This window comes from Nostoc sp. GT001 (genome assembly GCF_030382115.1).
Classification (GTDB): domain Bacteria; phylum Cyanobacteriota; class Cyanobacteriia; order Cyanobacteriales; family Nostocaceae; genus Nostoc.
Window position 1 is genome coordinate 2035380 of the sequence record NZ_JAUDRJ010000003.1, and the last position, 26837, is coordinate 2062216.

25 protein-coding genes and 1 pseudogene are annotated in these 26837 nt (G+C 41.9%); 16 read left to right on the forward strand and 10 right to left on the reverse strand.

Annotation, left to right across the window (positions count from 1 at the left end; genetic code table 11):
• Positions 1 to 47: 47 nt before the first annotated feature.
• A complete protein-coding gene (locus QUD05_RS11505; protein ID WP_289796163.1) occupies positions 48 to 2363 on the forward strand; it encodes a tetratricopeptide repeat protein in 2316 nt (771 codons plus the stop codon).
• A gap of 32 nt (positions 2364 to 2395) precedes the next feature.
• Here the strand turns inward: QUD05_RS11505 and QUD05_RS11510 are convergent, their stop codons facing one another.
• The gene (locus QUD05_RS11510; RefSeq protein WP_289796164.1) at positions 2396 to 2599 is read right to left on the reverse strand and encodes a hypothetical protein; all 204 of its coding nucleotides are present in this window, start codon (positions 2597 to 2599) and stop codon (positions 2396 to 2398) included.
• 596 nt (positions 2600 to 3195) lie between these two features.
• Between QUD05_RS11510 and QUD05_RS11515 the strand changes: the two are divergent.
• A pseudogene (locus QUD05_RS11515) lies at positions 3196 to 4491 on the forward strand (urease accessory protein UreH domain-containing protein).
• On the forward strand, positions 4466 to 5167 hold the full coding sequence (locus QUD05_RS11520; protein ID WP_289796165.1) for a hypothetical protein: 702 nt from the start codon (positions 4466 to 4468) through the stop codon (positions 5165 to 5167). The pseudogene QUD05_RS11515 and the gene QUD05_RS11520 overlap by 26 nt, the downstream one beginning before the upstream one ends.
• 208 nt (positions 5168 to 5375) lie before the next feature.
• On the opposite strand, the gene QUD05_RS11525 is transcribed toward QUD05_RS11520, so the two are convergent.
• From QUD05_RS11525 to galE, 3 genes are all read right to left on the reverse strand, one after another.
• Positions 5376 to 5561, reverse strand: a complete 186-nt coding sequence (locus QUD05_RS11525; protein ID WP_289796166.1) for a DUF6887 family protein — start codon at positions 5559 to 5561, stop codon at positions 5376 to 5378.
• Complete coding sequence (locus QUD05_RS34375) at positions 5558 to 5734, reverse strand: DUF6888 family protein (RefSeq protein WP_373690607.1); 177 nt, start codon at positions 5732 to 5734, stop codon at positions 5558 to 5560. The genes QUD05_RS11525 and QUD05_RS34375 overlap by 4 nt, the downstream gene beginning before the upstream one ends.
• A gap of 94 nt (positions 5735 to 5828) precedes the next feature.
• Positions 5829 to 6833, reverse strand: a complete 1005-nt coding sequence (gene galE, locus QUD05_RS11530; RefSeq protein ID WP_289796167.1) for a UDP-glucose 4-epimerase GalE — start codon at positions 6831 to 6833, stop codon at positions 5829 to 5831.
• A 403-nt stretch (positions 6834 to 7236) separates the two neighbouring features.
• Here galE and fraI point away from each other — a divergent pair, with 403 nt between their 5' ends.
• The 11 genes from fraI to QUD05_RS11585 all read left to right on the forward strand — a co-directional run bounded on the left by fraI (position 7237) and on the right by QUD05_RS11585 (position 17288).
• Complete coding sequence (gene fraI / locus QUD05_RS11535; RefSeq protein ID WP_289796168.1) at positions 7237 to 7887, forward strand: septal nanopore formation protein FraI; 651 nt, start codon at positions 7237 to 7239, stop codon at positions 7885 to 7887.
• Between the two features lie 245 nt (positions 7888 to 8132).
• Complete coding sequence (locus QUD05_RS11540; RefSeq protein ID WP_289796169.1) at positions 8133 to 9884, forward strand: ABC transporter ATP-binding protein; 1752 nt, start codon at positions 8133 to 8135, stop codon at positions 9882 to 9884.
• A gap of 59 nt (positions 9885 to 9943) precedes the next feature.
• Entirely contained in the window at positions 9944 to 10135 is a 192-nt protein-coding gene (locus QUD05_RS11545) for a hypothetical protein (RefSeq protein ID WP_289796170.1), read from the forward strand.
• Between the two features lie 71 nt (positions 10136 to 10206).
• Entirely contained in the window at positions 10207 to 11262 is a 1056-nt protein-coding gene (gene acsF / locus QUD05_RS11550) for a magnesium-protoporphyrin IX monomethyl ester (oxidative) cyclase (protein WP_289796171.1), read from the forward strand.
• A 272-nt stretch (positions 11263 to 11534) separates the two neighbouring features.
• Complete coding sequence (locus tag QUD05_RS11555; RefSeq protein WP_289796172.1) at positions 11535 to 11864, forward strand: hypothetical protein; 330 nt, start codon at positions 11535 to 11537, stop codon at positions 11862 to 11864.
• A gap of 130 nt (positions 11865 to 11994) precedes the next feature.
• The gene (locus tag QUD05_RS11560; protein ID WP_289796173.1) at positions 11995 to 12342 is read left to right on the forward strand and encodes a hypothetical protein; all 348 of its coding nucleotides are present in this window, start codon (positions 11995 to 11997) and stop codon (positions 12340 to 12342) included.
• A gap of 29 nt (positions 12343 to 12371) precedes the next feature.
• Positions 12372 to 13172 (forward strand): SDR family oxidoreductase, encoded by an 801-nt coding sequence (locus QUD05_RS11565; RefSeq protein ID WP_289796174.1) that lies wholly within the window; start codon positions 12372 to 12374, stop codon positions 13170 to 13172.
• A 278-nt stretch (positions 13173 to 13450) separates the two neighbouring features.
• Positions 13451 to 14365 (forward strand): TauD/TfdA dioxygenase family protein, encoded by a 915-nt coding sequence (locus QUD05_RS11570; protein ID WP_289796175.1) that lies wholly within the window; start codon positions 13451 to 13453, stop codon positions 14363 to 14365.
• A gap of 457 nt (positions 14366 to 14822) precedes the next feature.
• Positions 14823 to 15785: a DMT family transporter gene (locus QUD05_RS11575; protein ID WP_289796176.1), complete on the forward strand. Its 963-nt coding sequence runs from the start codon at positions 14823 to 14825 to the stop codon at positions 15783 to 15785.
• 73 nt (positions 15786 to 15858) lie between these two features.
• Positions 15859 to 16512, forward strand: coding sequence for an HAD family hydrolase (locus tag QUD05_RS11580; protein WP_289796177.1), 654 nt, complete (start codon positions 15859 to 15861; stop codon positions 16510 to 16512).
• Entirely contained in the window at positions 16512 to 17288 is a 777-nt protein-coding gene (locus tag QUD05_RS11585) for a sulfite exporter TauE/SafE family protein (protein WP_289796178.1), read from the forward strand. The genes QUD05_RS11580 and QUD05_RS11585 overlap by 1 nt, the downstream gene beginning before the upstream one ends.
• Before the next feature lie 393 nt (positions 17289 to 17681).
• Here QUD05_RS11585 and QUD05_RS11590 read toward each other — a convergent pair whose 3' ends face one another.
• From QUD05_RS11590 to QUD05_RS11610, 5 genes are all read right to left on the reverse strand, one after another.
• The gene (locus tag QUD05_RS11590) at positions 17682 to 18113 is read right to left on the reverse strand and encodes a hypothetical protein (RefSeq protein ID WP_289796179.1); all 432 of its coding nucleotides are present in this window, start codon (positions 18111 to 18113) and stop codon (positions 17682 to 17684) included.
• Positions 18114 to 18304: 191 nt separating this feature from the next.
• The gene (locus QUD05_RS11595) at positions 18305 to 18979 is read right to left on the reverse strand and encodes a hypothetical protein (protein WP_289796180.1); all 675 of its coding nucleotides are present in this window, start codon (positions 18977 to 18979) and stop codon (positions 18305 to 18307) included.
• A gap of 436 nt (positions 18980 to 19415) precedes the next feature.
• Entirely contained in the window at positions 19416 to 19877 is a 462-nt protein-coding gene (locus QUD05_RS11600) for a hypothetical protein (protein ID WP_289796181.1), read from the reverse strand.
• 26 nt (positions 19878 to 19903) lie between these two features.
• Entirely contained in the window at positions 19904 to 21742 is a 1839-nt protein-coding gene (locus tag QUD05_RS11605; RefSeq protein ID WP_289796182.1) for a bifunctional serine/threonine-protein kinase/formylglycine-generating enzyme family protein, read from the reverse strand.
• Between the two features lie 325 nt (positions 21743 to 22067).
• Positions 22068 to 22877, reverse strand: a complete 810-nt coding sequence (locus QUD05_RS11610) for an ABC transporter permease (protein WP_354666124.1) — start codon at positions 22875 to 22877, stop codon at positions 22068 to 22070.
• Positions 22878 to 22994: 117 nt separating this feature from the next.
• Between QUD05_RS11610 and QUD05_RS11615 the strand changes: the two genes are divergently transcribed.
• On the forward strand, positions 22995 to 23132 hold the full coding sequence (locus QUD05_RS11615; protein WP_289796183.1) for a hypothetical protein: 138 nt from the start codon (positions 22995 to 22997) through the stop codon (positions 23130 to 23132).
• A gap of 622 nt (positions 23133 to 23754) precedes the next feature.
• Entirely contained in the window at positions 23755 to 24831 is a 1077-nt protein-coding gene (locus tag QUD05_RS11620) for a glycosyltransferase family 4 protein (RefSeq protein WP_289796184.1), read from the forward strand.
• 165 nt (positions 24832 to 24996) lie between these two features.
• Here the strand turns inward: QUD05_RS11620 and QUD05_RS11625 are convergent, their stop codons facing one another.
• On the reverse strand, positions 24997 to 26628 hold the full coding sequence (locus tag QUD05_RS11625; protein WP_289796185.1) for a DUF655 domain-containing protein: 1632 nt from the start codon (positions 26626 to 26628) through the stop codon (positions 24997 to 24999).
• Positions 26629 to 26837 lie beyond the last annotated feature (209 nt).

The window sequence follows — 26837 nt, forward strand, 5'->3', positions numbered from 1 at the left end:
TAAAGTCAAATCCTGAAATACCGCAAAATTTACCCCTGAGTGGGGTAGTGAAATTTGTCGGACGCGATCAAGAACTGCAAGAACTCGACAAACTATTGCAGGAAAATAACCAAGTAGCCATTGCGGCTATTTTGGGAATGGGTGGACTGGGTAAAACAGAACTCGCCTTGCAATATGCCATGACTCAGCGCGAAAACTACAAAGGTGGACTGTGCTGGTTACAGGCGAAAGTTGAGGATTTTGGCGTTCAAGTCGTGCGGTTTGCCAGAACTCAGCTTGATTTAAAGCCACCAGAAGAATTTGATTTACCTGCACAAGTACAATACTGCTGGCGGAATTGGCGTGAGGGTAATGTGCTGCTGGTGGTGGATGATCTGACAGATTACCAGCAAGTCAAACCTTACCTACAGGGCGCATCTTCCAGATTTAAAGTGTTAATGACTACGCGCAAAAAGTTGGGTGCAGCTATCAAGCAATTATCTTTAGATGTATTACAACCAGATGCAGCGTTGGAGTTGTTACGGTCTTTGCTGGCAGAAACACCAGGGCGAATTGAGAGAGAATTAGATGTAGCAAAACAGTTGTGTGCATGGCTGGGGTATTTGCCTTTGGGTTTAGAGTTGGTGGGGCGATATCTGGCGCGGAAGCAGGATTTGTCTATATCGAAAATGATGGGGCGATTAAAGGAAAAGGAAAAGCCACTAGAACAACCTGCACTTGTCAAGCCAGAAGCCGATATGACAGCACAAAGGGGAGTGCAAGCAGCCTTTGAGTTGAGTTGGCAGGAATTAGCAGAAGATGATAAGCAATTAGGCTGTGTACTCAGTTTATTTGCAACCGCACCCATACCCTGGAACTTAGTAGAACAGTGTTTACCAGAGCAAGATGAGGATGAGTTAGAGGAAATTCGGGATGATAAATTATTGAATCTGCATCTACTCCAGCGCAAAGGTGAAGGAATCTATCAACTACATCCCCTACTGCGGGAATTTTTCCAATCTAAGTTTACAGGTTTAGAGCAAGGAGAGGAATTTAAGCGATCGTTTTGTCAGGTAATGGTAACAGTGGCTCAAGAAATTCCTCAAACTCCTACCCTTGAGGAAATTAACGCTGTTTCCCTTGCCACACCACACACAGCTGAAGTAGCAAACAATCTCATTCAATATGTCAGTGATGAAGATTTAATTTGGCCTTTCCTCGGCTTGAGTCGCTTCTATGAAGGACAAGGGTTATATACCCAAGCAGAACCTTGGTATCAGCAGTGTTTATCAACAGTACAAAACCGCTTGGGAGACAATCATCTCCATGTCGCCTCCAGCCTCAACAACTTGGCATTACTCTACGAATCCCAAGGAAAGTACAACCAAGCCGAACCCCTGTATCTCCAAGCTTTAGAACTCTTGAAACGCCTGCTGGGAGACAATCATCCCGATGTCGCCTCCAGCCTCAACAACTTGGCATTACTCTACAATTCCCAAGGAAAGTACGACCAAGCCGAACCCCTTTTTCTCCAAGCTTTAGAACTCAAACAACGCCTACTGGGAGACAATCATCCCGATGTCGCCCTAAGCCTCAACAATTTGGCATTACTCTACGATTCCCAAGGAAGGTACGACCAAGCCGAACCCCTTTTTCTCCAAGCTTTAGAACTCTTTAAACGCCTGCTGGGAGACAATCATCCCCATGTCGCCCTAAGCCTCAACAACTTGGCATTACTCTACGAATCCCAAGAAAAGTACGACCAAGCCGAACCCCTGTTTCTCCAAGCTTTAGAACTCTTTAAACGCCTGCTGGGAGACAATCATCCCCATGTCGCCCTAAGCCTCAGCAGCTTGGCATATCTCTACAATCACCAAGGAAAGTATGACCAAGCCGAACCCCTATATCTCCAAGCTTTAGAACTCTATAAACGCCTGCTGGGAGACAATCATCCCCATGTCGCCACCAACCTCCACAATTTGGCATTACTTTACTATTACCAAGGAAAATACGACCAAGCCGAACCCCTGTTTCTCCAAGCTTTAGAACTCAGACAACGCCTGCTGGGAGACAATCATCCTGATGTCGCCACCAGCCTCAACAACTTGGCATATCTCTACAATTCTCAAGGAAAGTACGACCAAGCCGAACCCCTGTTTCTACAAGCTTTAGAACTCAGACAACGCCTGCTGGGAGACAATCATCCCGATGTCGCCACCAGCCTCAACAACTTGGCATTACTTTACTATTACCAAGGAAAGTACGACCAAGCCGAACCCCTGTTTCTCCAAGCTTTGAATATTTTAGAGCGAGGTTTAGGAGAGAATCATCCTAATACTGTGACTTGTCGTGAGAGTTTAGCAAATTTGCGCGATTATCTCTAATGAGAACACGAAAATTTACCTTCCCAACCTCATCACTCTAGCTTTTGTCTCCAAGTTTCCTGTTTTGAACACAAAGTTTCATGTTCAGAACCAGAACTTTTGTGTTGCAAACGAGAATGTTCCTGTTTCAAACTAAAGTATTCTTGTTTCCAGTGAGAACGTTCTTGTTCTAAATGAGAATGTTTCTGTTTCAAACGAGAACCTTCCTGTTTCCAGTGAGAATGTTCTTGCAGCAAAGGAGAATCTTTTAGTTCTGAGGTCGAATGATGGCGTTATGAATATAAAAGTTCTCGTTTGTATGCAATACACTCTAACCTCTCTCCTACAAGGCTACCGTGTACACACAAGTCCAACATTTTCATGCTGAACCCTTATACCGCCTAGAACTTAAGTTCTAGGCTAATAGCTAAAGTCCACTCAAGTGGACTAAATGGAATTTCTCTTTGAGTCCTCTTTAGAGGACTTGCGCTATGAGACTCGGAATTGATTCCGAGGCGGGATAGATACACTGCGCCAAAACTTGTGTGTACACCGTAGGCTTGCGGGGAGGGGGTTGGGGGTGGGGTTCTTGTATCTCACTCAACTAAGAACCGCTATACCTACTTAGCGCTTGATAACAGAATTTAGGCAATTGTCGGCAAAAGTTTAGATTTCCTAGAGAAAACATCAAGTTTGACGCTTTGTCTTTTGACAGCGATCGCAATTTCACCTACAGTTCCGCACTAGAGGAGTCCTGAATACTGAGCAAAAAAGAAAAGAATTTCTTAATTACTTCTTCAAAATCTTTATTCTTACACTCAGGACTTATGACTCAGAACTCGGAACTTTTTTTATGGTAGATTTGTTGCTGATCGCAATCCTGGGGTTCCTGGGGAGTTTTGGACACTGCTTTGGGATGTGTGGCCCGCTAACAGTGGCATTTTCTCTGTCTCATCAGCCGAAAAGCCCACAAACAGCCTCTTTGGGACGGACATCAACCTTAGAAAAGCCCGATACATGGCAACAGCAATTAAAATTCCATATCCTGCTAAACCTGGGGCGGATGTTGAGCTATGCTCTAGTCGGTGCTGGCATTGGGGCGCTAGGTTCGGTATTGCTGCAAGGTGGACAGCTAGCGGGTGTTGGCAGCGACTTCCGGCGCTGGATGGCAATTCTGACTGGTGTGATGTTGATTTGGTTTGGCTTAGGACAAGTAAAACCCGATTTACTACCGCGCATTCCCGTGTTACATCCCCTATTGCAAGGTAGTTTACACGATCGCCTCAGCAGCGGAATGGTAAAACTTTCTTTAAAAACCAAATGGTGGACACCAATGCTTTTGGGGATGACTTGGGGTTTAATGCCCTGTGGTTTCCTGTATGCTGCCCAAATTAAAGCCGCTGAAAGTGGCAATTTATGGATGAGTACAGCTACTATGCTGGCTTTTGGCTTGGGAACCTTACCCACGATGCTAGGTGTAGGCGTTTCCACATCTTTGGTAAGTAAAGACAGGCGTAGTCAGTTGTTTCGATTAGGCGGTTGGGTAACACTCACCATTGGCGTTATCACCTTGCTGCGGACTGGTGACACAATGGTAGATTACACCGGACACGCCGCCTTAATCTGCTTAATTTTGGCGTTAATTGCGCGTCCGATTAGTGGCTTGTGGGCTTCACCACTGCGTTATCGGCGCGGCTTGGGTGTGGGATCTTTTGTGCTTTCTGTGGTTCACACCGTCCACATGATAGAACACTCATTGCAATGGAATTTTGCCGCCTTTTCGTTTTTGCCACCAGAATTTCAGTGGGGGATGGCTGCGGGTGCTGTAGCATTGGTATTAATGTCCCCCGCCGCTTTTACAAGTTGGGAATCGTTGCAAAAATCTTTGGGCAAGCGTTGGCGACAGATTCATCTATTGGGTGTGCCAGCCTTGCTCTTGAGTGCCATTCATGCTGTGTTGATTGGTTCCCATTACCTGGGTTCCTTGCAATCAACTTGGGGAAATAAATTAGCGGCAGTACTGATGGTAATTGTTACTCTCAGTGTCTTGCTAGTGCGTAGGGCGAAGCCCTTGCCGTAGGCATCGCGCTTTTTCTGGTCAAAGTTAGCCGTAGAAAAGTTTTATGTTCCCCCAACCAAATCGCGGTAAATCATCCTTATTTTCTGGCTCCGTTTCAACGAGTCAAAAACAGAGGCGTTATCCCCTCAAAGGCCTTTTCTGGAAAAATCAAAGAACAATAAAGTATTTATTATTCCTGAGTTGCTTAGTTATATCAATAACTAATCTTTACCCTGCTTTTGCTCATAAGGTGGAAGTAAGCTCAGATGTTGGCGGTACTCTCCACATTGAACCAAATGATAATCCCCGTGCTGGAGAACCAAGCCAAGCTTGGTTTGCACTTACCCGCAGAGGTGGAAAGGTAATTCCTCTGTCACAGTGTAATTGTCAGTTAGCTGTTTATGCCGAACCTTATGCAGCCGGAGAGCCACCGCTGTTAGAACCACAGTTAAAACCTGTGGCTGCCGAACGCTATCAAGGTATTCCAGGTGCAGAAATTGTCTTTCCTAAACCAGGCCTTTATGAATTGCAACTAAATGGAAAACCTGTTTCTGGGGCAAGATTCAAACCCTTTGAGTTCAAATTTGAAGTGACTGTGGCAGGAGGCGGGTCTACACAGAATACACGAAACCTACGAGATGTCAATGGTGATTTAGTAGAGGGTCAATCTCAACAATTACCAACTTGGGCGATCGCACTTCCAATTGTGGGATTTATCGGCATCTTAGTTGTCGTACTGCGAAGCATGAGAGGGGGTAGCGAGTGAGTGTTCTCACATAAAACCTTGTCGTTATAGCGTTTCCTAAATAAGACGTGAGTTCGATAAACCTCCCCCTGCCTTGAACTTTAGTTCAAGTCTGTCCCTCTCTGAGTCGGAGAGGGATGGTTTTGCGTAGTAAAACCTCTTAAAGGTTTCAATATTTACCATAATTAGGCGGTTACTACATAAGCCGTCGAACTTTTTTAATTTACTGTCAACTAGCTTGGCTAATACGCCGTTGTAACTCGATTTCAAATTCCTCATCAGTGCGAGTGATGACTTTTGGTCGTTGGTCTAACCTGTCCATTAAAATATGGAATGCTTCGGTGTCCTGTGGATGATATCTAACCCAATCTCTTAATTCATTATCTGACATAGCTTGATAATCAGGTTTAGTCATGGAAATGTCACCTCACCATTTGGATATATCTCTATTTGTATTGTGTCTCCAATTAAAACGTATATGCGCTTTGTTCTTTCGTCCAGTCGCACCACGTTGATAGGCTGAAACATATTACTTGCTCTCACACATCTACTGTAAAACGCTCTCAACTGTTCTGTTGTTGGTTCCATCTAGACTCCACTCTCAATAAAGCTATCAAGTAAGTCGCTAAGGCATTGAGCCGAGATGCACAACTTTCACGTCGCGCATCTCGGCTCAATGCCATCAAGTCGAATGATGTCGCTTCTGATGCCACTGCCACGCGTCAGCGACAATATCTTTGATGGATGGATACTGAGGTTGCCAGCCTAAGATGGTTCTGGCTTTCTCGCTGGTGCCAATGAGAACTGGGGGATCGCCAGGACGGCGATCGCGTTCTTCTACTGGTATCGAAGTTCCTGTCACCTCTTCGACTGCGGCAATGACTTCTCTGACGGAGAAACCGCTGCCATTGCTCAAATTAAAAACTTCACTATCGCCACCTTTTAATAAATATTCCAATCCCAAAATATGGGCATCTGCTAAGTCGTTAACGTGAATATAATCTCGAATACACGTACCATCGGGCGTGGGGTAATCAGTGCCGAAAATTGAGATGGATTCTCGTTTCCCTAAAGCTGTCATTAGCACCAAGGGAATCAGATGGGTTTCTGGGTTGTGATCCTCGCCCAGTAAGCCATCGGGATTAGCACCAGCAGCATTGAAATAGCGAAAACGCACTGATTGCAAACCGTAAGCGACATCAAAATCAGAGAGAATCCTTTCTACCATTAGCTTTGTAGCGCCATAGGGATTAATCGGATTTTGGGGATGGTTTTCTGGAATGGGCACGAATTCTGGTACACCATAGGTGGCACAGGTAGAAGAAAAGACAAATTTCTTTACAGATGCTGTCAGCATCGCTTCTAACAGCGTCAAAGTACCAAGGACGTTGTTGCGGTAATATTTGGCCGGATCGCTCACCGATTCTCCTACGTAGGCATAAGCCGAAAAATGCATCACCGCAGCAATATCGTGGGTTTTAAATACATGATCCAGCAAAGCGCGATCGCTTGTGTCCCCAATTATTAGTTCTACCTGTAAAACCTTTTCTACTAGATCGCGATGTCCATAGACCAGATTATCAAGTATGACAACCCCATAACCCGCTTTTTTCAAAGCAAGCACTGTATGGGAACCAATATATCCAGCTCCCCCTGTTACCAGAATAGTAGGCTTTCCAGGCGACATAATTTTTCCTTTTGAGTAGATTACTTAATTAATTTAGTTTACCGGTACGCGATTACTCTTCTGGAAAATTATAAATAATAGACGCAGTGTCAAAAAATTGCACTAAAATCACTACGACGGTAGTCATTGGGTGTGAGGTTTGAGAAATTTTAAGTCAAACAGTGCGATTACAATTTGACAATAAAATAAATCCATTTCCCGAAACCTCTAGGTTGAGCCTTACGGGTGACGCTTCTAACGTCGCTATCAGTAAGAAGTCGCCAGTTGTTTCATGCATGGTTTCCCTGTATGGCAGTCTTTTCTGGGGGCAACCCCGATCAAAACGGACTGCCTCTCCTGACGGAGACGCTACGCGAACACCACCACACTGGCTCACCGCACCAGCAAATTTGAGAGTTAGTCTATGTTTCTATTGTTAAGCCGGGTACTGCTGTGGCTGCTGATTGGCACTATCGTTTATTCTCTGTTCCAGCGATTTTATCCCTCTGGAACCTTTGTCGGGCGATTAATCTTAGTCGTTATCTTGGTAATCGTAGCCCTATCATTTCTTAACCCCAATGAACCTGCTGTGGCGTCGTTGTGGAGGATGCTATCTTTTCCACTCAAGCCTCTAGGAGCCTCTGTTTTACTGATGATTCTTGCCGCTCAGAAAATCAAAGGAGGTGGAATAGAGAAACCAGGAGGATACTTGATCGGTTGGGCACTAACGATTTTGCTGTTGGCAAGTACACCAGCAGTCGCCTATTTCCTTTATAGAGCGCCACTGGCAATGACGGGTGAAACATCTGTCGCAACTGCTACACCAACATCTGGGACACTGGTGGCATTAGGGCAACCTACCACAGCGAACATCTCAGATGTAAGGGGGGATAGCATTCTTTCTTATAATTTGAGAGTGCCTCCCTATTTATTACAAGGAAATCCTCAAGATATTCGCACACGCGGTTTACGACTTGAAGACTTTGTACCAAATTCGGAAACGTTGCAATTGACAACAAGAACTTGGGAAAGTTATCTCGTTGAAATTTACAGGTTCTTGCGTGTTCAGCGGTAATCAGGCAAGAGAACTTTACTGAGTTCGTAGTAAGCGCTTGAGCTATCAATCAAAGGACTAAAGTCCTTACTACGAACTTATTTCTTCATTAAAGTTGCTGTGGTGGACTACTAGTACCAAACGGCAATAACTATCCAGTTAAAAGAGGTAAAAAAGCTGAATTTATCACAAGCGATATTTCCTCTTCATAGCTGCCTTCTTGGACTAGCAGTTAATCTAGATGATAAAGTTGCACAATTGCTTTAATGGCAAAATCTCGACGAATCGCTAAACTCAGTGCTTACTTACGACCCCATTGGCGGGAAGCCTCCTTGGGTATTCTCGCTTTGTTGTCTGTCAATGCACTGGGTGTTTATATCCCTTGGTTGATTCGTGCTGGTGTTGACAAACTCTCGACAACCTTCAGCTGGAACCAAATACTACATTACGTAGTAGTGATTGTCTTGCTCAGTTCGGCGATGTGGCTAATGCGGATGGCATCACGCATTTGGCTATTTGGGGTGGGGCGTCAGGTGGAATTTGACCTGAAACAACGGATTTTTGAACACTTACTGAAGCTGGAGCCTGGTTATTTTGCCAGTAATACTGCTGGCGATTTGATTAGTCGGGCTACCAGTGATGTGGACAATATCAAGCGGTTATTAGGTTTTGCGGTCTTGAGTTTGGCAAATACAATGTTTGCCTACGCCCTGACACTGCCAGTAATGCTGGCAATTAGTGTGGATCTCACCCTAGCCGCCCTAGCAGTGTATCCTTTTATGCTCTTGTTGGTGAGTTTATTTAGCGATCGCTTACGCAAACAACAAGCAGCAGTCCAAGAGCAGCTCTCTGATATCAGCGAACTCATCCAGGAAGATATTAGTGGCATTGCCTTAATTAAAATCTATGCTCAAGAAGCAAACGAGCGTCGAGCTTTTGCCAAGAAAAATCAGCAGCTATTGACTGCTAACCTAGAATTGGCAAAAATCCGCAATACACTGTTTCCGCTAATTGGTGGGCTAGCTAATATCAGTTCGCTGGTAATCATCTGGCTGGGAGCGGCACGGATGTCTGCTGGGACACTTCAGGTTGGCGATTTTTTAGCATTGTTAATTTATGTAGAGCGTCTAGTTTTCCCCACTGCCCTTTTAGGATTCACAATTACTGCCTACCAACGCGGTGAAGTTAGTATCGATAGGCTTGAAGCTATTCTCTCTGTCACACCAAAAATTAAAGATGCAGCCGATGCCATACATCTGCCTGTGGCTGAACTCAAAGGGGAACTGACAGCGAAAAATCTCACCTACAATTACCCTGGTTCCACTACCCCAGCTTTAGCAAATATTAACTTTACTATTGCTGCTGGAGAAACTGTAGCGATTGTTGGGGCAATTGGTTCGGGAAAATCTACTTTGGCCAATGCTTTACCGCGCTTGTTGGATATTGAATCAGGACAATTGTTTTTAGATGGGGTAGATATTACTAAGATCGCTTTGACAGATTTACGAGGTGCGATCGCCTACGTTCCTCAAGATAGCTTTCTATTTAGCACTACAATCAAAAATAATATTCGCTACGGCGATCCAGTTAGCGAACAACAGCAGGTAGAATCTGTCGCTAAACTTGCCCAAATTGAATCAGAAATTCAGAATTTTCCCCAGCAATATGAAACTATTGTTGGCGAACGCGGTATTAATCTTTCTGGCGGTCAACGCCAACGTACTGCTTTAGCTCGTGCAATGTTGGTCAATGCTCCAGTGTTAATTTTGGATGACGCTCTCTCTAGTGTAGATAATCAAACAGCTACGAAAATCCTCAAAAATCTCTCCAGTGATACTGAACGCAAAACAGTAATTTTTATTACGCACCAATTATCAGCGGCGGCGGCGGCTGACCGAATTTTTGTCATGGAAAAGGGAAAAATTGTGCAAATCGGAAATCACTTGGAGCTTTTGCAACAACAGGGTTTATACAGAACTTTGTGGAGCCAACATCAAGTTGAGGAATTACTGCGGTGAAGGAAGCAGGTGGTCACTGAGCGTAGTCGAAGTGAGGCAGGGGGCAGAAGGAAGGAATTATGATTGAGTTAGGGACTGGGGATTGGCAAGATTTGAATGGGGATTCAGACCCCAACCAATTTCTTCCCCAGTACCCAGTAACCAGTCCCAGAGTGCCCATTACTCACCTTCAAGCTTGGCTAATTGGGGAATCCCGCGACCCGTTGAAGAAAAATTCCGAAATTCCGACTTTACTGAAGGATTGTAAATAGGTCTAGCAAAATAATTGCATTTGTCATAACTTTATAGTTATAGAACTATTGATTCGATCGCCTCATCACTCATGGTTAACACCCTACCCAAGCCAGAAACTAAAACCCCCAGTAAAGAAACTGTACTCACCCCCCGGTTTTACACTACAGATTTTGAAACCGCAGCCAACCTGGATTTGTCTGCCCAGGAAACAGAGTTACAGGCGATGTTGACAGAAATGCGGACAGACTACAACCGCCACCATTTTGTTCGCGATGAAGCGTTTGAGCAGTCTTGGGAACACATTGACGGTGAAGCAAGACAGGCGTTTATTGAGTATTTGGAACGCTCTTGCATTTCTGAGTTTTCCGGCTTCTTGCTATTCAAGGAATTATCCCGCAAGCTAAAAAATCGTAGCCCAGTGCTAGCGGAAATCTTTCAAATGATGGCGCGTGATGAAGCCCGCCATGCTGGATTTCTCAACAAAGCCATGGCCGATTTTAAACTCTCCCTTGATTTAGGCACTGTTACCAAAACCCGCACTTATACATTTTTCCCAATTGAATGGGTACTTTACACCGTCTACCTCTCAGAAAAAATCGGCTACTGGCGTTACATTATTATTTTCAGGCATCTAGAAAAGCACCCAGAAAACCAGTTTTACCCGATATTCCGCTACTTTGAGAGCTGGTGTCAGGACGAAAACCGCCACGGAGATATATTCAAAGCATTATTGCGTTCTCAACCGCAACTCTGGAACACCTGGAAATCTAGGCTGTGGAGTCGCTTTTTCTTGCTATCAGTATTTGCTACTCACACCCTGACAGTTCATGAACGTTCCGGCTTCTACAAATCATTGGGACTTGATGCCACAGAATTTGATATCCAAGTTGTGCGCAACACCAATGAAACCGCAGGACGGGCTTTTCCTGTAATGTTGAATACTGAACATCCCAAGTTTTTCCCACGTCTGCAACGCTGTGCAGGTTACAACTTGAAAATTACAGAGATTGAAGGCAGTTATAACCCGAAATTAGTGAAGCTAATTCGCAAACTACCTTTGATTGCGGCAATTGTTTGGAATCTGCTGTTAATTTACCTCATCAAACCAATTGATACTGAAGCCCTGCGGGGAACGGTTCGTTAGCTATTTATTAGACATCTACTGGTGAAATTAATTATGTGTTATTCAGAACGCATAATTAATTTCACCAGATGTTAATTCTTGAATATTCGAGTAGCTGAATAATGACAAAACTAGACTAAACTCTATACATGAGTATGTCAATAAAATAGTTAAATTTTTGTATATATATAATCGTGGAATGCAATAGATAAGAGGTTCACTAATTAATCTATAAAATGTAGGAATTGAGAGATGAGCGAAATTAAAAAACAAGCCGCTTTGCCTTTACCTACATGGAAGCGACCCAACACAGAAAGATCAAATTTTACGAATCCATCGCTTGTCTCATTGTCTCATCCAATATTCCCACATTGGCCAGTCCAACACGCGGTTTTGGTTTACCAACAAATAATAATACTCCACTAGATACAGTCATTGAAGTAGTAAGCGACCTTCAAAAAGCCAAGAAGAACAAGAATTACAAACCGAGTTGTTGTTACAACGCGTTAGCGATCGCAGCTTACGGGGCTACAAAAAGTGGCGTTGCTGAATTAAGGGATGATTCTTGTGGGGTGGGCATCCTGCATTGGTGTCAACAGCGAATTTATCCACAAGGTGCTTGATTCTTCTGGCTGTCTGTGATAGTTTTCTTTTTACAAGTCACAAAGTACTGTAAGTTTATCAAGATACCGATATTTTGAATTTCGTTAACCTAGTTGCAAAGATTTGAAGTATTGAGCGATCGCAGATGGTATGAGGGATAGTACTGATTTCTGGTTCAAACTAGATCGGCTTGTAGCACTTAGTAATCTCAAGATAGATCGCCCAAAAGGGGCATCACATCCACGTTATCCATCTTTCGTTTATCCCCTGGACTATGGATATTTACAAGACACTCGCTCTGGAGATGGATCTGATATTGATGTCTGGATAGGTAGCTTGTCTAGTCAAAGAGTAACTGCCGTTATTTGTAGTGTTGATCTGGAAAAACGAGATACAGAAATCAAGATACTTCTAGGTTGTACATCTGAGGAAAGCCGAGTCATCTTGGATATCCACAATACAGGCTCTCAATCAGCAATATTATTGGTTCGCAATTAAATTACTTAGATTTTTGAGGGGAAGTTTGTATGAGTTTAGAACTAAAACTATCAGGTAAAACTGCGATCGTTACAGGAGGGAGTGCGGGAATTGGATTAGCTACTGCCAAAGCACTTTATAGTGAGGGTGTGAATGTTGCGATCGCAGCCCGTAATCAAGAACGCTTAGATCGGGCTGTAGCTGACATCCAGTCTCTACCCACGCCAGGCGCCAAAGTTATTGCCATCAGCGCTGATTTAACTAAAGCTGAGGATGTTGAGAAAGTTGTCTCCACAACATTGGCCCAATTTAATCAGATTGATATTTTGATTAACAATGCCGGATCAGCCCGTGCTGGGGCTTTCCTAGAATCCACAGATGATTTATTTTTGGATGCTTGGAACTTAAAATTATTGGGCTATATCCGCTTAGTTAGAGCCGTCGTTCCCCATCAAAAAAGTCGCGGTGATGGGCGGATTGTCAATATAGTCGGTGGTGCAGGACGGACACCTCGTCCGAACTTCCTAGCTGGTGGTACAAGCAATGCTGCTTTGCTGAACTTCACAAAGGGCATTTCTAAAGAGCTAGCCGAGTACAAGATTCGCATTAACGCTATCTCCCCTGGTGCTACAGCTACAGAGCGTGCTGAGACTTTAGCGCGGCAAAATGCCCAAGCGCAAGGCATCACCGTCGAGGAAGTGAAAGCACAAAATATCCAAAGTATTCCTTTAAAAAGAATCGCCCAGCCAGAAGAAATTGCCGCGCTGGCGCTATTTTTGGTGTCCGATCTTGCTGCATCGATTACAGGAACAGAGATTATCGTTGATGGCGGATCTACCCCTGGTGTTTAGCAGATGAAAGTAATTAGAAATCAGCAGATTTTTCCTTCAATCCAAAATTGAATAACTGCTGACGACCTAAGTAAAAACATTAGCCCTTTCAAGGTGACTTGCAAAATCTCTTTTTTCTCTCTGCGCTCTCCGCGTCTCTGCGGTTAAAAAATCTTTTCTTTAACCACAGAGGCACAGAGAACAAAGAGTTAAGAGGTTAAAGAGGAGTTTCTTGTAGGCGAATTTTCACCCAACTTGAAAAGGCTAGTCCCAAACATAAATTTATTGGAGATAAAAACATGGGTTCTCAATACTTTGATATCAAACCAGTTGCAGGACGTATCGGTGCTGAAATCATCGGTGTTAATCTGAGTTCTAACCTCAGCGATGACATCATCAGCGATATTCGCAAGACTTTAGTCAAATACAAAGTTATCTTTTTCCGTGGTCAGCAACAGCTTGATGCTGATGGACAGGTTGCCTTCGCTCGTCGTTTTGGTGAAGTCACTACAGCCCACCCTACCGTACCATCGCTGCCAGAAAATCCAGAAGTCTTGGATTTGAATTATGGGCGCACCACTTCCCGCGCCAATAGCTGGCATACAGATGTAACATTTGTAGACCGTCCTCCTCTCGGCTCTATCTTACGAGCGCTTGACATTCCCCCAACTGGTGGCGATACAATCTGGGCAAACTCCGTGACTGCATACCAAGATTTACCTACTCATTTGCGTAATCTTGCAGACGAACTTTGGGCAGTACATAGCAATGCCTTCGATTATGCAACTGGATTCGACCTACCTGAAGATGCCAAAGCTTACCGGGCTGTCTTCACCTCGACTGTATACGAGACTCTGCACCCAGTTGTGCGCGTCCATCCCGAATCTGGGGAGCGGGGGCTATTCATCGGCGGATTTGTGCGCCAGTTCCGTGGCTTATCAACAACTGAATCAGATGATATTCTGCGGCTGTTGCAAGCATACATCACACGTCCTGAGAACACAGTGCGGTGGCGTTGGCAAGTTGGTGACGTAGCCTTTTGGGATAATCGGGCTACTCAACATTATGCGATCGCAGATTACGGCGATCAACCCCGCCACGTTCAACGAGTCACAATTGTCGGCGATCTCCCCGTTGGCATCGATGGTAAACAAAGTGAAGCGATCAAAGGAGATGCTTCTGAGTACAACCGACGTGAGGCGGTGACTGCGTAATAGAGACTCGCGTAAAAAGTAGTAGTCCCAAAAGTTTTGAGAGGTTAGTGGTGTTCAGATCCCCGACTTCTTCGAGAAGTCGGGGATCTGAACACCACAAAATTAATGCCATAGACCAGTAGTACTTTGTCAAGCTAGTTTTGAGGATTTGTTGTAAGGACTTTAGTGCTTAGAAAATAAGGGCTAAAGTCCTTACGATGAACTTGCTTACCCATCAATTTAAGCTTGACAGACTAATAAATATCACTGAAATATCTTTCAGGTATTTCAGTGATATTTATTGACCAGTTTTTTTCAAAGCCTCTGCACTTGGACTAGAATTGATGGATTCCCTGTAGAGACGGCGATTTATCGCGTCTTTTGAAGCGACGGCTTTGATTTCCTCAAACTTCATCTGGTTTGTTATTCCAGTGGTTTTAACAATACAATCAAGTCGTCTCTAAGGAAACTTTTTATCGTGTTGGGCATCCTAACGGTTCTTCTATCCTCCTTTGTTTTAACGTTTCACAACGTTACTGTCCGAGTTTTGTTTTCAGAACATCTCGTACTAGGTTTATTTTTAGTCGGTGGATACGTTAAACCGGATTTGCAGAATTCCTTCTTGCTGATGTTCATGCGAATGCTGCTGGTGGTTCCACTCATGGCATCTTTATCATTCAAGCTATATCCATCTGCTTGGACAGAACTCCAAGACTTGTTCACTCGCAACCGTAGGGATGTTCTAATCCAAGCTCTTGGCTGTGGAGTGCTGATGTTTGTGTATATTGCCTCACTCTACATTGCTATTGGCTTGATTCCCACAGGTATTGCCTTGACCCTCTTTTTCACCTATCCCGTATTTACAGCACTACTATCTTGGAGGTTTTTTGGCCATCGCCCCACATTGTTCCGTTGGCTGGTAATGGCTATTATTCTGGTGGGAAGCGCTCTCACGATTCCCCAATCTTCTGCTACCTACAGCAGTCATACCATTGCGATCGGTATTTTCGCTAGTTTTGGCGCTGGGATCGTTTATGCCTTTTATGGCATCATTGCTCAAAAATGTTTAGAAAAATTCCATCCAATTCCCTTTACCTGGATCAGTTTTGCCTGTACTCTACTGCTCTCTGGTGTTAGCTTAGTGTTCTGGCCAGGTAAAAGCGCTCAACTTGACTGGACACCCCTATGGATTGGTAGCATATTTTCCGGTCTTGTCAGCTTTCTCGGACACACTTTAAACAATGTGGGAATTCGGATGGTTGGCGCATCTACCGCCTCCATAATCGGCTCTAGCAGTCCAGCATTGACGGCCTTAGTTGCATGGATAACGATTAACGAAACTTTAAACGTGATTCAGAGCGTGGGGATTGGTGTTGTCACATTGGGGATCGCCTTACTTAGTGCAGAAGGCTTTGTAAAATCGCTCAAAATTAGGAGTTGAATTGAGAATTGAAAATTAGGTAATTTTAGAACATTACTTTCTTAATTACGAATTACGAATTACGAATTAAAATATGCCTTTCTCCGCTATCCTTTTCGATCTTGACGGGACTTTGACAGATCCTAAACCTGGTATTACTAGTTGCATTCAGTATGCGCTCTCTGAACTCGGTTACAAACCACCGAATGCTGATGAATTACATTGGTGTATTGGCCCACCACTGAAAGATAGCTTTTCGCAATTACTCAATACCTTAGATAGCACAGTAATTGAACAAGCTATTTTATATTATCGTCGTCGTTTTGCCACAATTGGATTATTTGAAAACTCACTTTATCCCCAAATGACAGAAGCTTTAAAAGCAATTCGTATTGCTGGTTATAAAACTTTTGTTGCAACTTCTAAACCATATATTTATGCGGTGCAGATTATTGAATATTTTGGCTTGTCGTTGCTTTTTGATGGTGTTTATGGTAGCGAACTTGACGGAACGCGGAGCATAAAAGGTGACTTAATTAAACACATTTTACTAACAGAAAAACTTTTACCCTCTACTGTGGTGATGGTAGGCGATCGCTCCCATGACATCATTGGAGCCAAGCGCCATCAAATCGCCTCAATTGGTGTCACCTATGGCTATGGAACTGAGGAGGAATTAAAAGCTCATGGTGCTGACTTGATTGCCCATTCTCCAAGTGATATTCCCAAATTAATAATTCGTAAATAATGCCACCATCTTTAACACTTTTCCATAGCTTACTTCTCTTTAGTACTGCTTTCATTGCAGGTGGCTTAAATGCTGTAGCTGGTGGTGGAAGTTTTATCACATTTCCAACTCTCATCTTTACAGGTGTACCCCCGATCGCAGCTAACGCCACCAATAATACTGCAATTTGGGTGGCTGCCCTAGCCAGTGCTGGAGCATATCGTCAAGATTTGGGCATCGAGCGGCGAGATTTTTTACTTCTATGTGGCGTCAGTTTAGTTGGTGGCATGATTGGCTCCATAGCTTTGTTGTATACATCGCCAGATGTCTTTAAAAAGCTGATTCCCTATCTATTGCTGCTAGCAACAGTTGTGTTTACCTTTGGCGAACCGTTCAAAAAGTGGTTGCAGCGTCGAAACCAGAATACATCACCGGAATCTGTACCGTTGTTTAATTTAGCACTAGCTCAACTAGCGATCGCCATCTATGGCGGTTTCTTCGGCGCAGGTATAGGGATTTTAATGCTGGCAACTCTGACATTGTTAGGTATCAAAAGTATCCACAAAATGAATGCTTTCAAGACATTTTTAGGGAGTTGTATCAATGGTATTGCGATCGTTCCATTTCTTTTTGCAGGTGTGATTGCTTGGCATCAAGCTATTTTGATGGCAGTCGGTGGCTCTCTTGGTGGTTACTTAAGTGCCCATTATGCTCGTAAACTTGAACCGCACTTAATTCGGAAATTTGTGATGATTGTTGCTTTTAGCATGACTGCCTACTTTTTTATTCACGGTTAAAAACTGGGAACTACTCAGGGGTGATGTATGGAAGCATCAAACAAATCACAAGTCATTTGAAAGAGTGCATAATCGGGAGCATCTCACTTTTGTAAAAATACATGTGTCCTGGCGAATGGAACTCGCGGCTATACAGACAAAACCCACCTACGTGGGTTTCAAATTCTTTAAGTCCGCGTAGGCGGACTTCGTTTGTGTAGCCGCGATTTCTAATCGCCTGGTATATTTGCATTGCCAGTATGAGTTTCAAAACTATCACTAGTATTTTAGTTAGATATTAGCTGCCAGAAAAGATAGTCAGTGGCGATAATACTAGCTTTACCTGATTTCAAATTTTGTTAGGTTTGCCATTATTACTCTCCAATGTTTTTGAGTTGTTTAATAAAAAAATCATTAATGGGGATGCCCACAATTTTGTAAAGTATTTTCAAAACGCGTTTCAAACACTCTCTTATGCCCGTTTTCATCTAAATAACGCACTTTTAAATTAATAACTATGACATCGCGAGCATCATATCCAAATATACGATCTAAAAATGAAGAATGTCGAATCTCGTAAGGGCCACCGGGATTTATAGAACAGCAGTCTGGATTTTGTTTGATATATTCATCAAAACTTGCATACTTGATGTAGTTGTAACTGCTTCGTCCTAAATCTGTTCGCTCATTTTGATAATCAAAAACCATTCCAAATCTCTCCTCATCGCTGAGATAACGCATTTTGGCAAAGCAGAAGCCTGAATAATTTAAGCTAAAGTATATGCTTAAAATGGTTATTGGTAAGCCGATGAAAAGGAAAATAGCTAAAACACAGGTGCGGTGCATTATTGTATTTGTGGGAATTTACATAGTTCTTCAGCCAAAACATCTTTCGGTCAAATCTCGCTACTACCTAAAAGATTTGTAGGAGCCGTGATAATTGGGTTGTCTCGTTCCAGCGGAGGCTAGGAACGAGATTTGAAAAGGATTAAACGTTGGTTGTAGAGCTAACTTTTGCTTGGCTATGCTTCAAAATATCAGGTGCATTTAATTTTTTGAGTATAAAACCTAGCTGCTAAAAGAGCCGCACCTGCTACTAAAGTTGCTAGTACACTATCAGGTTCAGGTACGGCAGTAACTTGAGCATCAATTCGTGCAGTTCCAGCAAACAAACCGGTCAATTTAGAGTCGCCTAATATATCAGCAAACTCTGGAGAAATCAACAATTGAACATCAGGGATGGTTAAATTTTGGCCATCAAATGCCACAAGTCCCGGAGCGCTCAAATCAAACAAAATTGTATTTAAAGAAAATGTATCTCTTAAAACAAGTCCACTGGCACCTGTGACAGTACGTTCTGGAGCAAAACCGATTGAAAAGTCACCAACAGTAATTTGATCGTTGAATGTAACAGTACCAGTATGCTCGATTGTACCTGAGAGCGGAGTAAAACCGCCCTTGTCACTGAACGTGAAGTTAGTAAGCGAGTCGATGTTGAAGCCAACTAAATAATTGCTAGGAATTGGTGCAACTGTCTGATTAGTACCTGTCAAGTTTAGCCCAATACTACTAAGAATCTCTTCGTGATCGCGATCGATGCTGGTGACTCCAGATATCACTTTAAAAGTTGCAGCTTCTACCTGTATGGGTGCTATTGAGATAAAAGCTGCTGTCGTACAACCAAGAATCCCTACAAACTGAAAAAAATGCATATATATTTCTGATGATCTTCGTAGTTTATTTTACATAAAAAATGTCATTTATTAATCTATAAGGTCAGAAATTACTGCTAACCAACTATTCTCAAAAGTTAAGACTAGGCAAAAGTCTAGTTAATAGCAAAATTCCAATCATATAGTTACAAATGCAAAATTAACTAAGCGGGTACAAATAAAAATTACTACTCAAAATAAGGCGTATAGCTTAATTTATAAAGCATTAAGTAGAGAAGATGAAAAAAATATAGTTACGTTTAATTATGTCCAATCTAAATTATTTATGAGCCAATTTTAAAATCCCTCTCCCAAGGTTAGGAGAGGGATTGAGGGTCAGGGTTTTTGATTCATGCAAGAAGTCTAATTAGGCATTTGCAGACTCTAACTGAGAACCAAAGAAAGCTGATTTATTATCGCCGATTTACTTCTTAGTTCACAAACTTGTTCTAATCCACCAGCTTATTTTCTCCAAATTAGGACCTATTTCCTGCCAAAAGCTTGCTGATGAGTCTGTTTCTCTTGTTGCTGCGAGTATTTTATCTATACTGTCGAAGTTTTTTTGAATCAACTGCTTATCTAGTTTAGGAATATCTAATTTCAGATATTTCAAACGGTTGGGTAACTCTACTTTCTCTTGTGTCGGCAAGTGGGCAATCTGAGCAACTTGTTCTAAAATTTTGTCTACTGATACAATTATTTCTTGCAAGGTGGGCTTTTTAGTTTGTAATTGTAAATCTTTTTCTTCAAAGGCTTCTTCTTGATTACCTAACTTTACTAAAACTATTTTGACAAAGAAAATATTGTAATCTACCTCACTAACTTCACCCACTTGCTGATAATATTTTCCACTTTTATTTATAACTACTATGTCACCTTTCTCAATTCTGTTGTTCATAATTTATATAGCCTAGTATTAAATTACTAAATAATCTCCTCTACAGAAAATACTACTCTAAAGCCACAAACCCTCAGTCCACCGTCTGACTCATTCCAGCTACGGCTAGCGCTGCGACACAGTTCTGCACTGAAACTCCAAGAACCACCGCGTAGCACCCGACGATTTATATCACCGCCAACTTCCCAAGCTGTTCCATCTAAGGGTGCGTCATTGTAATTGTTATGCCACGAATCAGCACACCATTCCCAAACTAACCCGTGCATATCGTACAATCCAAAGGCGTTGGCGACTTCAAAACTACCGACGTTTGTTGTTTCTTTACGGAATTTGCTTTTTGGTTCCATAGTGCAGCTGACTAACTCAGAGGTAATCGTTTCGCCAAAGTGGAATGAGGTTGTAGTTCCAGCCCGACAAGCATATTCCCATTCCGCTTCACTTGGTAAACGATAGTCGCGTCCAGTTTTTTCTGATAGCCTGAGACAGAATTCTACAGCCTCATACCAAGATACATTTTCTACTGGTCTATCTAAACCTTTGAATTTCGATGGATGGGGATTTAAAGCTTGTTTGACTTTGGGTAAAGCTGCTACTACTCTCCACTGTGCTTGAGTTACAGGAAATTTCCCCATAAAAAATGGTTCAACGGTAACTTGATGTCGAGGACGTTCGTCAGCATCTCCTTCAAATTCTGGTGAACCCATCATGTAAGTCCCACCAGGAATCGATACCATTTCTAATGTGACAGACTTACCTAATTCTTCAGCAAAGAAGTTTGCATTACAGTTCATGCGGTTTACTTCTCTACCACCTGTGTCTACTGTCACTACGTTAAATTCAAAGGTTTCTAATGGGGGTAATGGGACGATTACTTTTTGTGGTAGCGGCGGTAATATAGGTTGAGGCATCGAAACAATTTTTAAGGCAATAGGTTCAATGTTCGATGTGGCTAACTCTACATCGTTGATGACTTCTACTGCTGTTTGATACCTTTCACTCGGTAGATGTTTGAGTAATTTATCTAAAATTTTTCCTAATTCGTCGCTGATAGTAATACCTTTTTCTTGTAAACGTTCGCGCCACAACCACTTAGCGCTCATGGCATCATAAATAGGGTCATTAATCTGTCCAGAAGCATCCTGCAAGGGCAAACATTGAGTTAAAAGACGCACACAAGTTACGCCCAAAGCATACAAATCACTGCCGTGACAAGCAAATCCAGCCATTTGTTCTGTTGGGGCATAGCCAAGGGTATAAATTACTGTAGCTTGTCTTCCGATACTGGTTTGTGTTACTTGTTTAGCACCGCCAAAGTCAATTAATACGGGTTTTTCATCACTTGCACGGCGGATGATATTTTCTGGTTTAATATCGCGATGAATGACGTTATGAGTATGAATAAATTGCAGAACTGGCAATAAATCAGCTAAAAGTTCCCAAATTTGTTGTTCGCCATAAATTTGTTGCTGAACTTCTTGTAAAAGAGTTTTTCCTTGAATAAATTCTTGTACGAGATACAAGCTAGTACCTTGTTCAAAATAAGCTAGTAATCTGGGAATTTGCGTATGATTTTCTCCCAGTTCATACAACCGAAAAGCCTCTTCTTTGAAAAATTCTGCGGCTTTAGTGCGTTGTCCTGTTCCCTGAAACTGCGGGAAAAATTGCTTGATGACGCAAGGGGCGTTTAGTCTGTCTACATCTTCTGTAGCATAGGTTCTACTAAATCCACCTTCGCCTAATAGTCTTAATACGCGATAACGGTTTCTGAGAAGTTTACCAAAGTTGCTTTGTCCGCAACTCACGCAAAATCTATTGCTATCAGAGTTGAATGGATTTGAGCAATTGGGATTTTGGCAGATTTGCATAATGAGGGGGAAATAGCATCTTCTCCAAAGTTAGCCCCAATATTATCTAATTGAAAACAGTTATGTAGAGAAGCGAACACGGAAGTTGATTTATGTGCTTAAAACTATCTTTCACACGAGGGCATAAGAATGAATAAATTATATTTATTGACTTATCTATACGATGACGTTGTGTTAGCAGAAAGTACGGCACATTGCCATAATGTTTGGGCGTTAGGCTTGCCGTAATGCACCCTCAATTTTAATATAGCTGTTGTTTACTATCTAAAAAAGTTCACGAAGAACGAAATCACCTACCTATAACTTTTATTGCCAATTGCGACTATTATTTAAAAGTTTTATTTTCTCCAGAAGCGCGAATTAATTCCGCTACAAGGGCAATGATCGCAGATACTAAAATTAACATGACACTCAGCGCGTTAATATCAGGTTTAACTCCGCTTCTAATGCGGCTAAAAATTTCCATTGGCAAGGTGTTAGAACCACTACCAGCAGTAAAACTAGCAATAAGAAAGTCATCTAGGCTAAGAACAAAAGCCAAGAGACAACCAGCGACAATCCCAGGCATTAATTGAGGTAGCAATACTTTGATGAAAGCTTGGGTTGGTGTTGCACCTAAATCTAGTGCTGCTTCTTCTAAGTGTGGATCTAAATTAGTCAGTCGGGAAGCAACCACAAGTCCGACATAAGCCAGACAAAACACCACATGGGCTGCAACTATTGTCCATAAACTCAAAGGTATCGCAAAGGCTGCTAGACATACTAGGGTAGCCACTGCGATCGCAATATCGGGAATAATCAATGGTAGGTAAGCAATACCCCGATACAATTTTTTACCAGGAAATTCGTAATGCGCCAACCCAACTGCCATCAAGGTTCCCAGTACTGCGGAAATTGCCACGGCACAACCAGCAACGATCATACTGTTTTGCAAAGCTGATAAGATGCGATCGTCACTGAACAACTTACGATACCAATCGAGAGTGAATCCTTGCCAATTTGCACTGTAGGGTGACTGATTGAAGCTATAAAAGCCAAGTACTAGTATGGGCAGGTACATGAACACAAATATCAACAGTGAGAAAACCGCCTGCCATGAGACACGCGGTTTTTTGAGAGATGGAGAGATATTCACGTTTATTTTATATATATTATTGATAGCAATATAAAATAGCATATTTTATGCAATAAGTCAATTACGATTTAAAATTTATTTATCGAACCGCAGAGGCACAGAGAACGCAGAGATTTTATGAGTCATTTTAATGTGATTCTCGCTTCTCTACGAGACGGTGCGCGATCGCTCGAATTCAAAATTCAAAAAGGGATACAAGCCCCTAAATTTATGAGGCGTTCAGGAGGTCGAAAAAAGACGAAAAATAACCCCTAAAATCAAGCAATAAAATTAGGCAGATTTCAACATAACACAACGAGCGGAACGGTTCGGGTTAGATTTTTTGCTTTTTTTCATACAAATTTAAAAGTCAGGTTAATTTTACTTTTAGGAACTTGGATAGAAATTCTCATAAAAATTGCTACTTCTGATTTCAAAGTAACTACTTTACGAAAATTTACCTTTTCTTCGGCTAGAGATGATCCTTTAGAGTACGGAAAGCCGCCCAAAGAGTGTCTACAGACTTTATTCTTTAATTAACATTTTAAAATTGGATGATTGATGTCTATAAATAGAGCTTTTTCAGTCAAAGCTACCTTTTAATGACAGTTTTTGATGATTATAGAAAGTTTCTGTTTAGAAAAAAACTTCTATTGAAAACTAATATAAATAACATAAAAATTAATAAATCAGAATACAGCTACCTCTTTAGGAGTGGGTAATTTCCGTACTAGGATAGACAAACAATATAGAAGGTACAGCTTAAGATTTAAGGGAAATTGTTAATAAGTTTAGTATCTGAAGTTACTTTCTGATGCCAAGGTGGATAAATTACAAGCACTAAAACAACAGAAATAAAAAACTTCTAATTCAAGTTTTATTTTTTAGGAGGTTTGTGATGAAAATTGCTCAATTAGCTCCACTGTGGGAGAGAGTTCCGCCTCCAGCTTATGGTGGCATAGAGTTAGTAGTAGGGTTACTGACCGATGAGTTAGTCCGACGCGGACATGAAGTAACTTTATTTGCATCGGGAGATTCTATTAGTCTAGCAAAACTAACTTCAGTTCATCCCCGCGCTCTCAGACTCGATCCTACTATCAAAGATTACGGCATTTACGAGATGCTGAATCTAGCTTCGGTGTACGAACGCGCAGAAGAGTTTGATATTATTCACTCCCATATCGGACATGGGGCGTTGGCTTACGCAAATCTGGTAAAAACTCCTACGGTTCACACGTTGCACGGTATTTTTACTCCTGACAACGAAAAGATGTTTAGTTTTGGTAAAAAACAACCCTACATCAATATTTCTGATGCACAACGAGAACCACGGTTAGGATTGAACTATGTAGCGACGGTTTACAACGGGATTGATGTCAGCAGTTATGAGTTTCACTCCCAACCAGAAGCTCCTCCTTACTTAGCGTTTTTAGGTCGGATGTCTCCAGAGAAGGGAGCGCACTTAGCTATAGAAATTGCCAAAGAAACTGGTTGGCATTTAAAAATGGCAGGTAAGATTGATGTCGTTGATGTGGAATACTTTGAGAAGGAAATTAAACCACATATTGACGGAGAGCAAATTGAGTATCTGGGTGAAGCTAACCATGCTCAAAAAAATGCCCTAATGGGAGGTGCAGTAGCAACTCTATTCCCCATCACTTGGCGGGAACCATTTGGATTGGTGATGGTAGAGTCAATGGCTTCTGGTACGCCAGTGATTGCGATGAAATTGGGGTCTACTGAAGAGGTAATTTCTCACGGCAAGACGGGTTTCCTCTGCAATAATATTCAAGAGTGCATCAGTGCCATCGATCGCGTCATCGAGTTAGACCGTTATGCTTGTCGTCAGTATGTCGAAAACCTTTTCAGCGTTGAACACATGACCGATGGCTATGAAGCGGTTTATCAACAAATAATCGCAGAACGATTTTCTCAGAATGGGCGCTATCGCAGTTTGGTTGATTTAGCTAGCTAGTAATCTTACAGCCTTGGCGAATAGAATTCGCGGCTACACAAACATAGACGCTTTGCGGCTTCCCGCAGGGTAGCCCACGGAGGTGGGCTAATGCAAAATCAAGCCTTTTATCAAAAAAATCGCTATATTTACCAATTAGCAATTGCTAAAAGTAAATAAAGACTGCTACCAAATTATGCGATCGCTCCATTTTCCCAACATTTTAGCACTCACTCCTGGAACTCTTTCTAAGTCTTGTAAAGATGTAAATTTTTGCTGTTGACGACTAATAATTATTCGCTGCGCTAATTTTTTACCCACGCCAGGGAGAGTTGCCAATTCTTCTAAACTTGCGGTGTTGATATTGACTTTTTGATTTGCTTGTACTTCACTTGATGAAGAAGTTTTTATCTGAGGACACCGTGTTTGTTCTAATTTAATTTTTTCTTGAATTGCTGGTGGTAAACCGGGTTTGACTTTGGTATAAAGACGAGCGAATTCTCGCATATAATGGGCAGCAACTATCGGATTTTCAATCACTACAAGCGTCTCATCGTTACCATTATTAGCAGCATCTGACCAATTATGAGAGCCTGTAATTACAGTTTGACTATCAATAACACCAAATTTGTGATGCAATAAATCGCCTTTGGGTAATACAGGTACACCTACGGTAGTGATTGGATTTGACCAAGGATGATTGTCAATTTCATATTTACATTTGTTACTAAGAGCAACCCCCATCATATCTAAGGCTTCGCTATAAGGGCGGTAGGCGAATTGTGGTTCAATTAAAGCGCGAATTTGCACGCTTTGTTGATGGCGTTTTTCTAAAATATTGGCAAGAGGTTGTTCGGAAAAGACAAATAAGGCCATGTCAATAGACTTGGTTGCTGAACCTAAAGTTTTACCAATTAAACCGTTACTACTGTTACTCCAAGGTTGAGTTGGAGAAGTAGGCGAAAATTGCACAGTAATTTTGGTATTACCTAAAGTTATTTGTTTAGGTAAACGTATCGGCTTTTGCAAACCAAATCGACTATCTGGTTGACCTCCCGGCCCGTCACCCCACATAATATTAAACTCTTCTGTAAATAAAGCAGCTAATTCTGGGCTGTCAATCTGCAATAAGTTATTAGCATTGCCTAAACTACTAGAATTTGTAAAATCACCCGAAGTATCACTTAATGTAAAATTAGCTGAAGTGATAATTACTAGGCGATTGTCCACAATCACAAATTTATGATGCATCAAGCTGCTACCCGCTGAACCATCTGCTCGATCGTCTAGCCAGGGAATTTTGGCATTCTGCAAAATTATCAAAGCATCTCTTTGATTGATTTCTGCCGGACTAAGTTGATTATCTTGATTAATATCGATAAATTTGCGAAATTCATTGTAGCGTTCCTGTTCTCTTTTATCTAACTTACCTACTTCAGCAGATGTTAAGCTACTCCAAGGTCGGCTATAGATATTTTCTAAAATTATCCTGACTTTTACCCCAGCTTTTTGTCTATCAACCAATGCTTGGGCAACTTTGGGTAAACGTAATTCTTGTACCGCTATATCTACTGTAGATTTAGCTTGTGTAATCGCATCCACAATCTGTTTTTCTAAATCATCCCCCAGGCGAGTTTGCTGACGGTAAGCTTCTTGGTATTCTGAAGACTCAGAATGGTTAAAGTAAGCTTGAATTAACGGGTCTTGTGGTAAGGGTGCTGGACGCTGATTATAAGACTGGACTCGTTGACAACCAGGGAGGGAGAATATCAGTAAAAAGATATATAAAAAATATCTTTGTCTAGAGATAAGTTGCACTGTAATCTGTTAAAAGTGGATTGGGAGTGGATATATTTATCATTCCCAAAATTTTGTGTTCTGAATTAAGTAGAGAAATAAGTTTCCAAGTCAAGGAAAAAATTCACTGCTAGATGTAAAATTACAGATATTTTTTTCAGGATTTGTTCACTAAAACTGTATATGCTGACAAATCCGCAGTCTATCACCAACGTGTGTTCTCACTATTA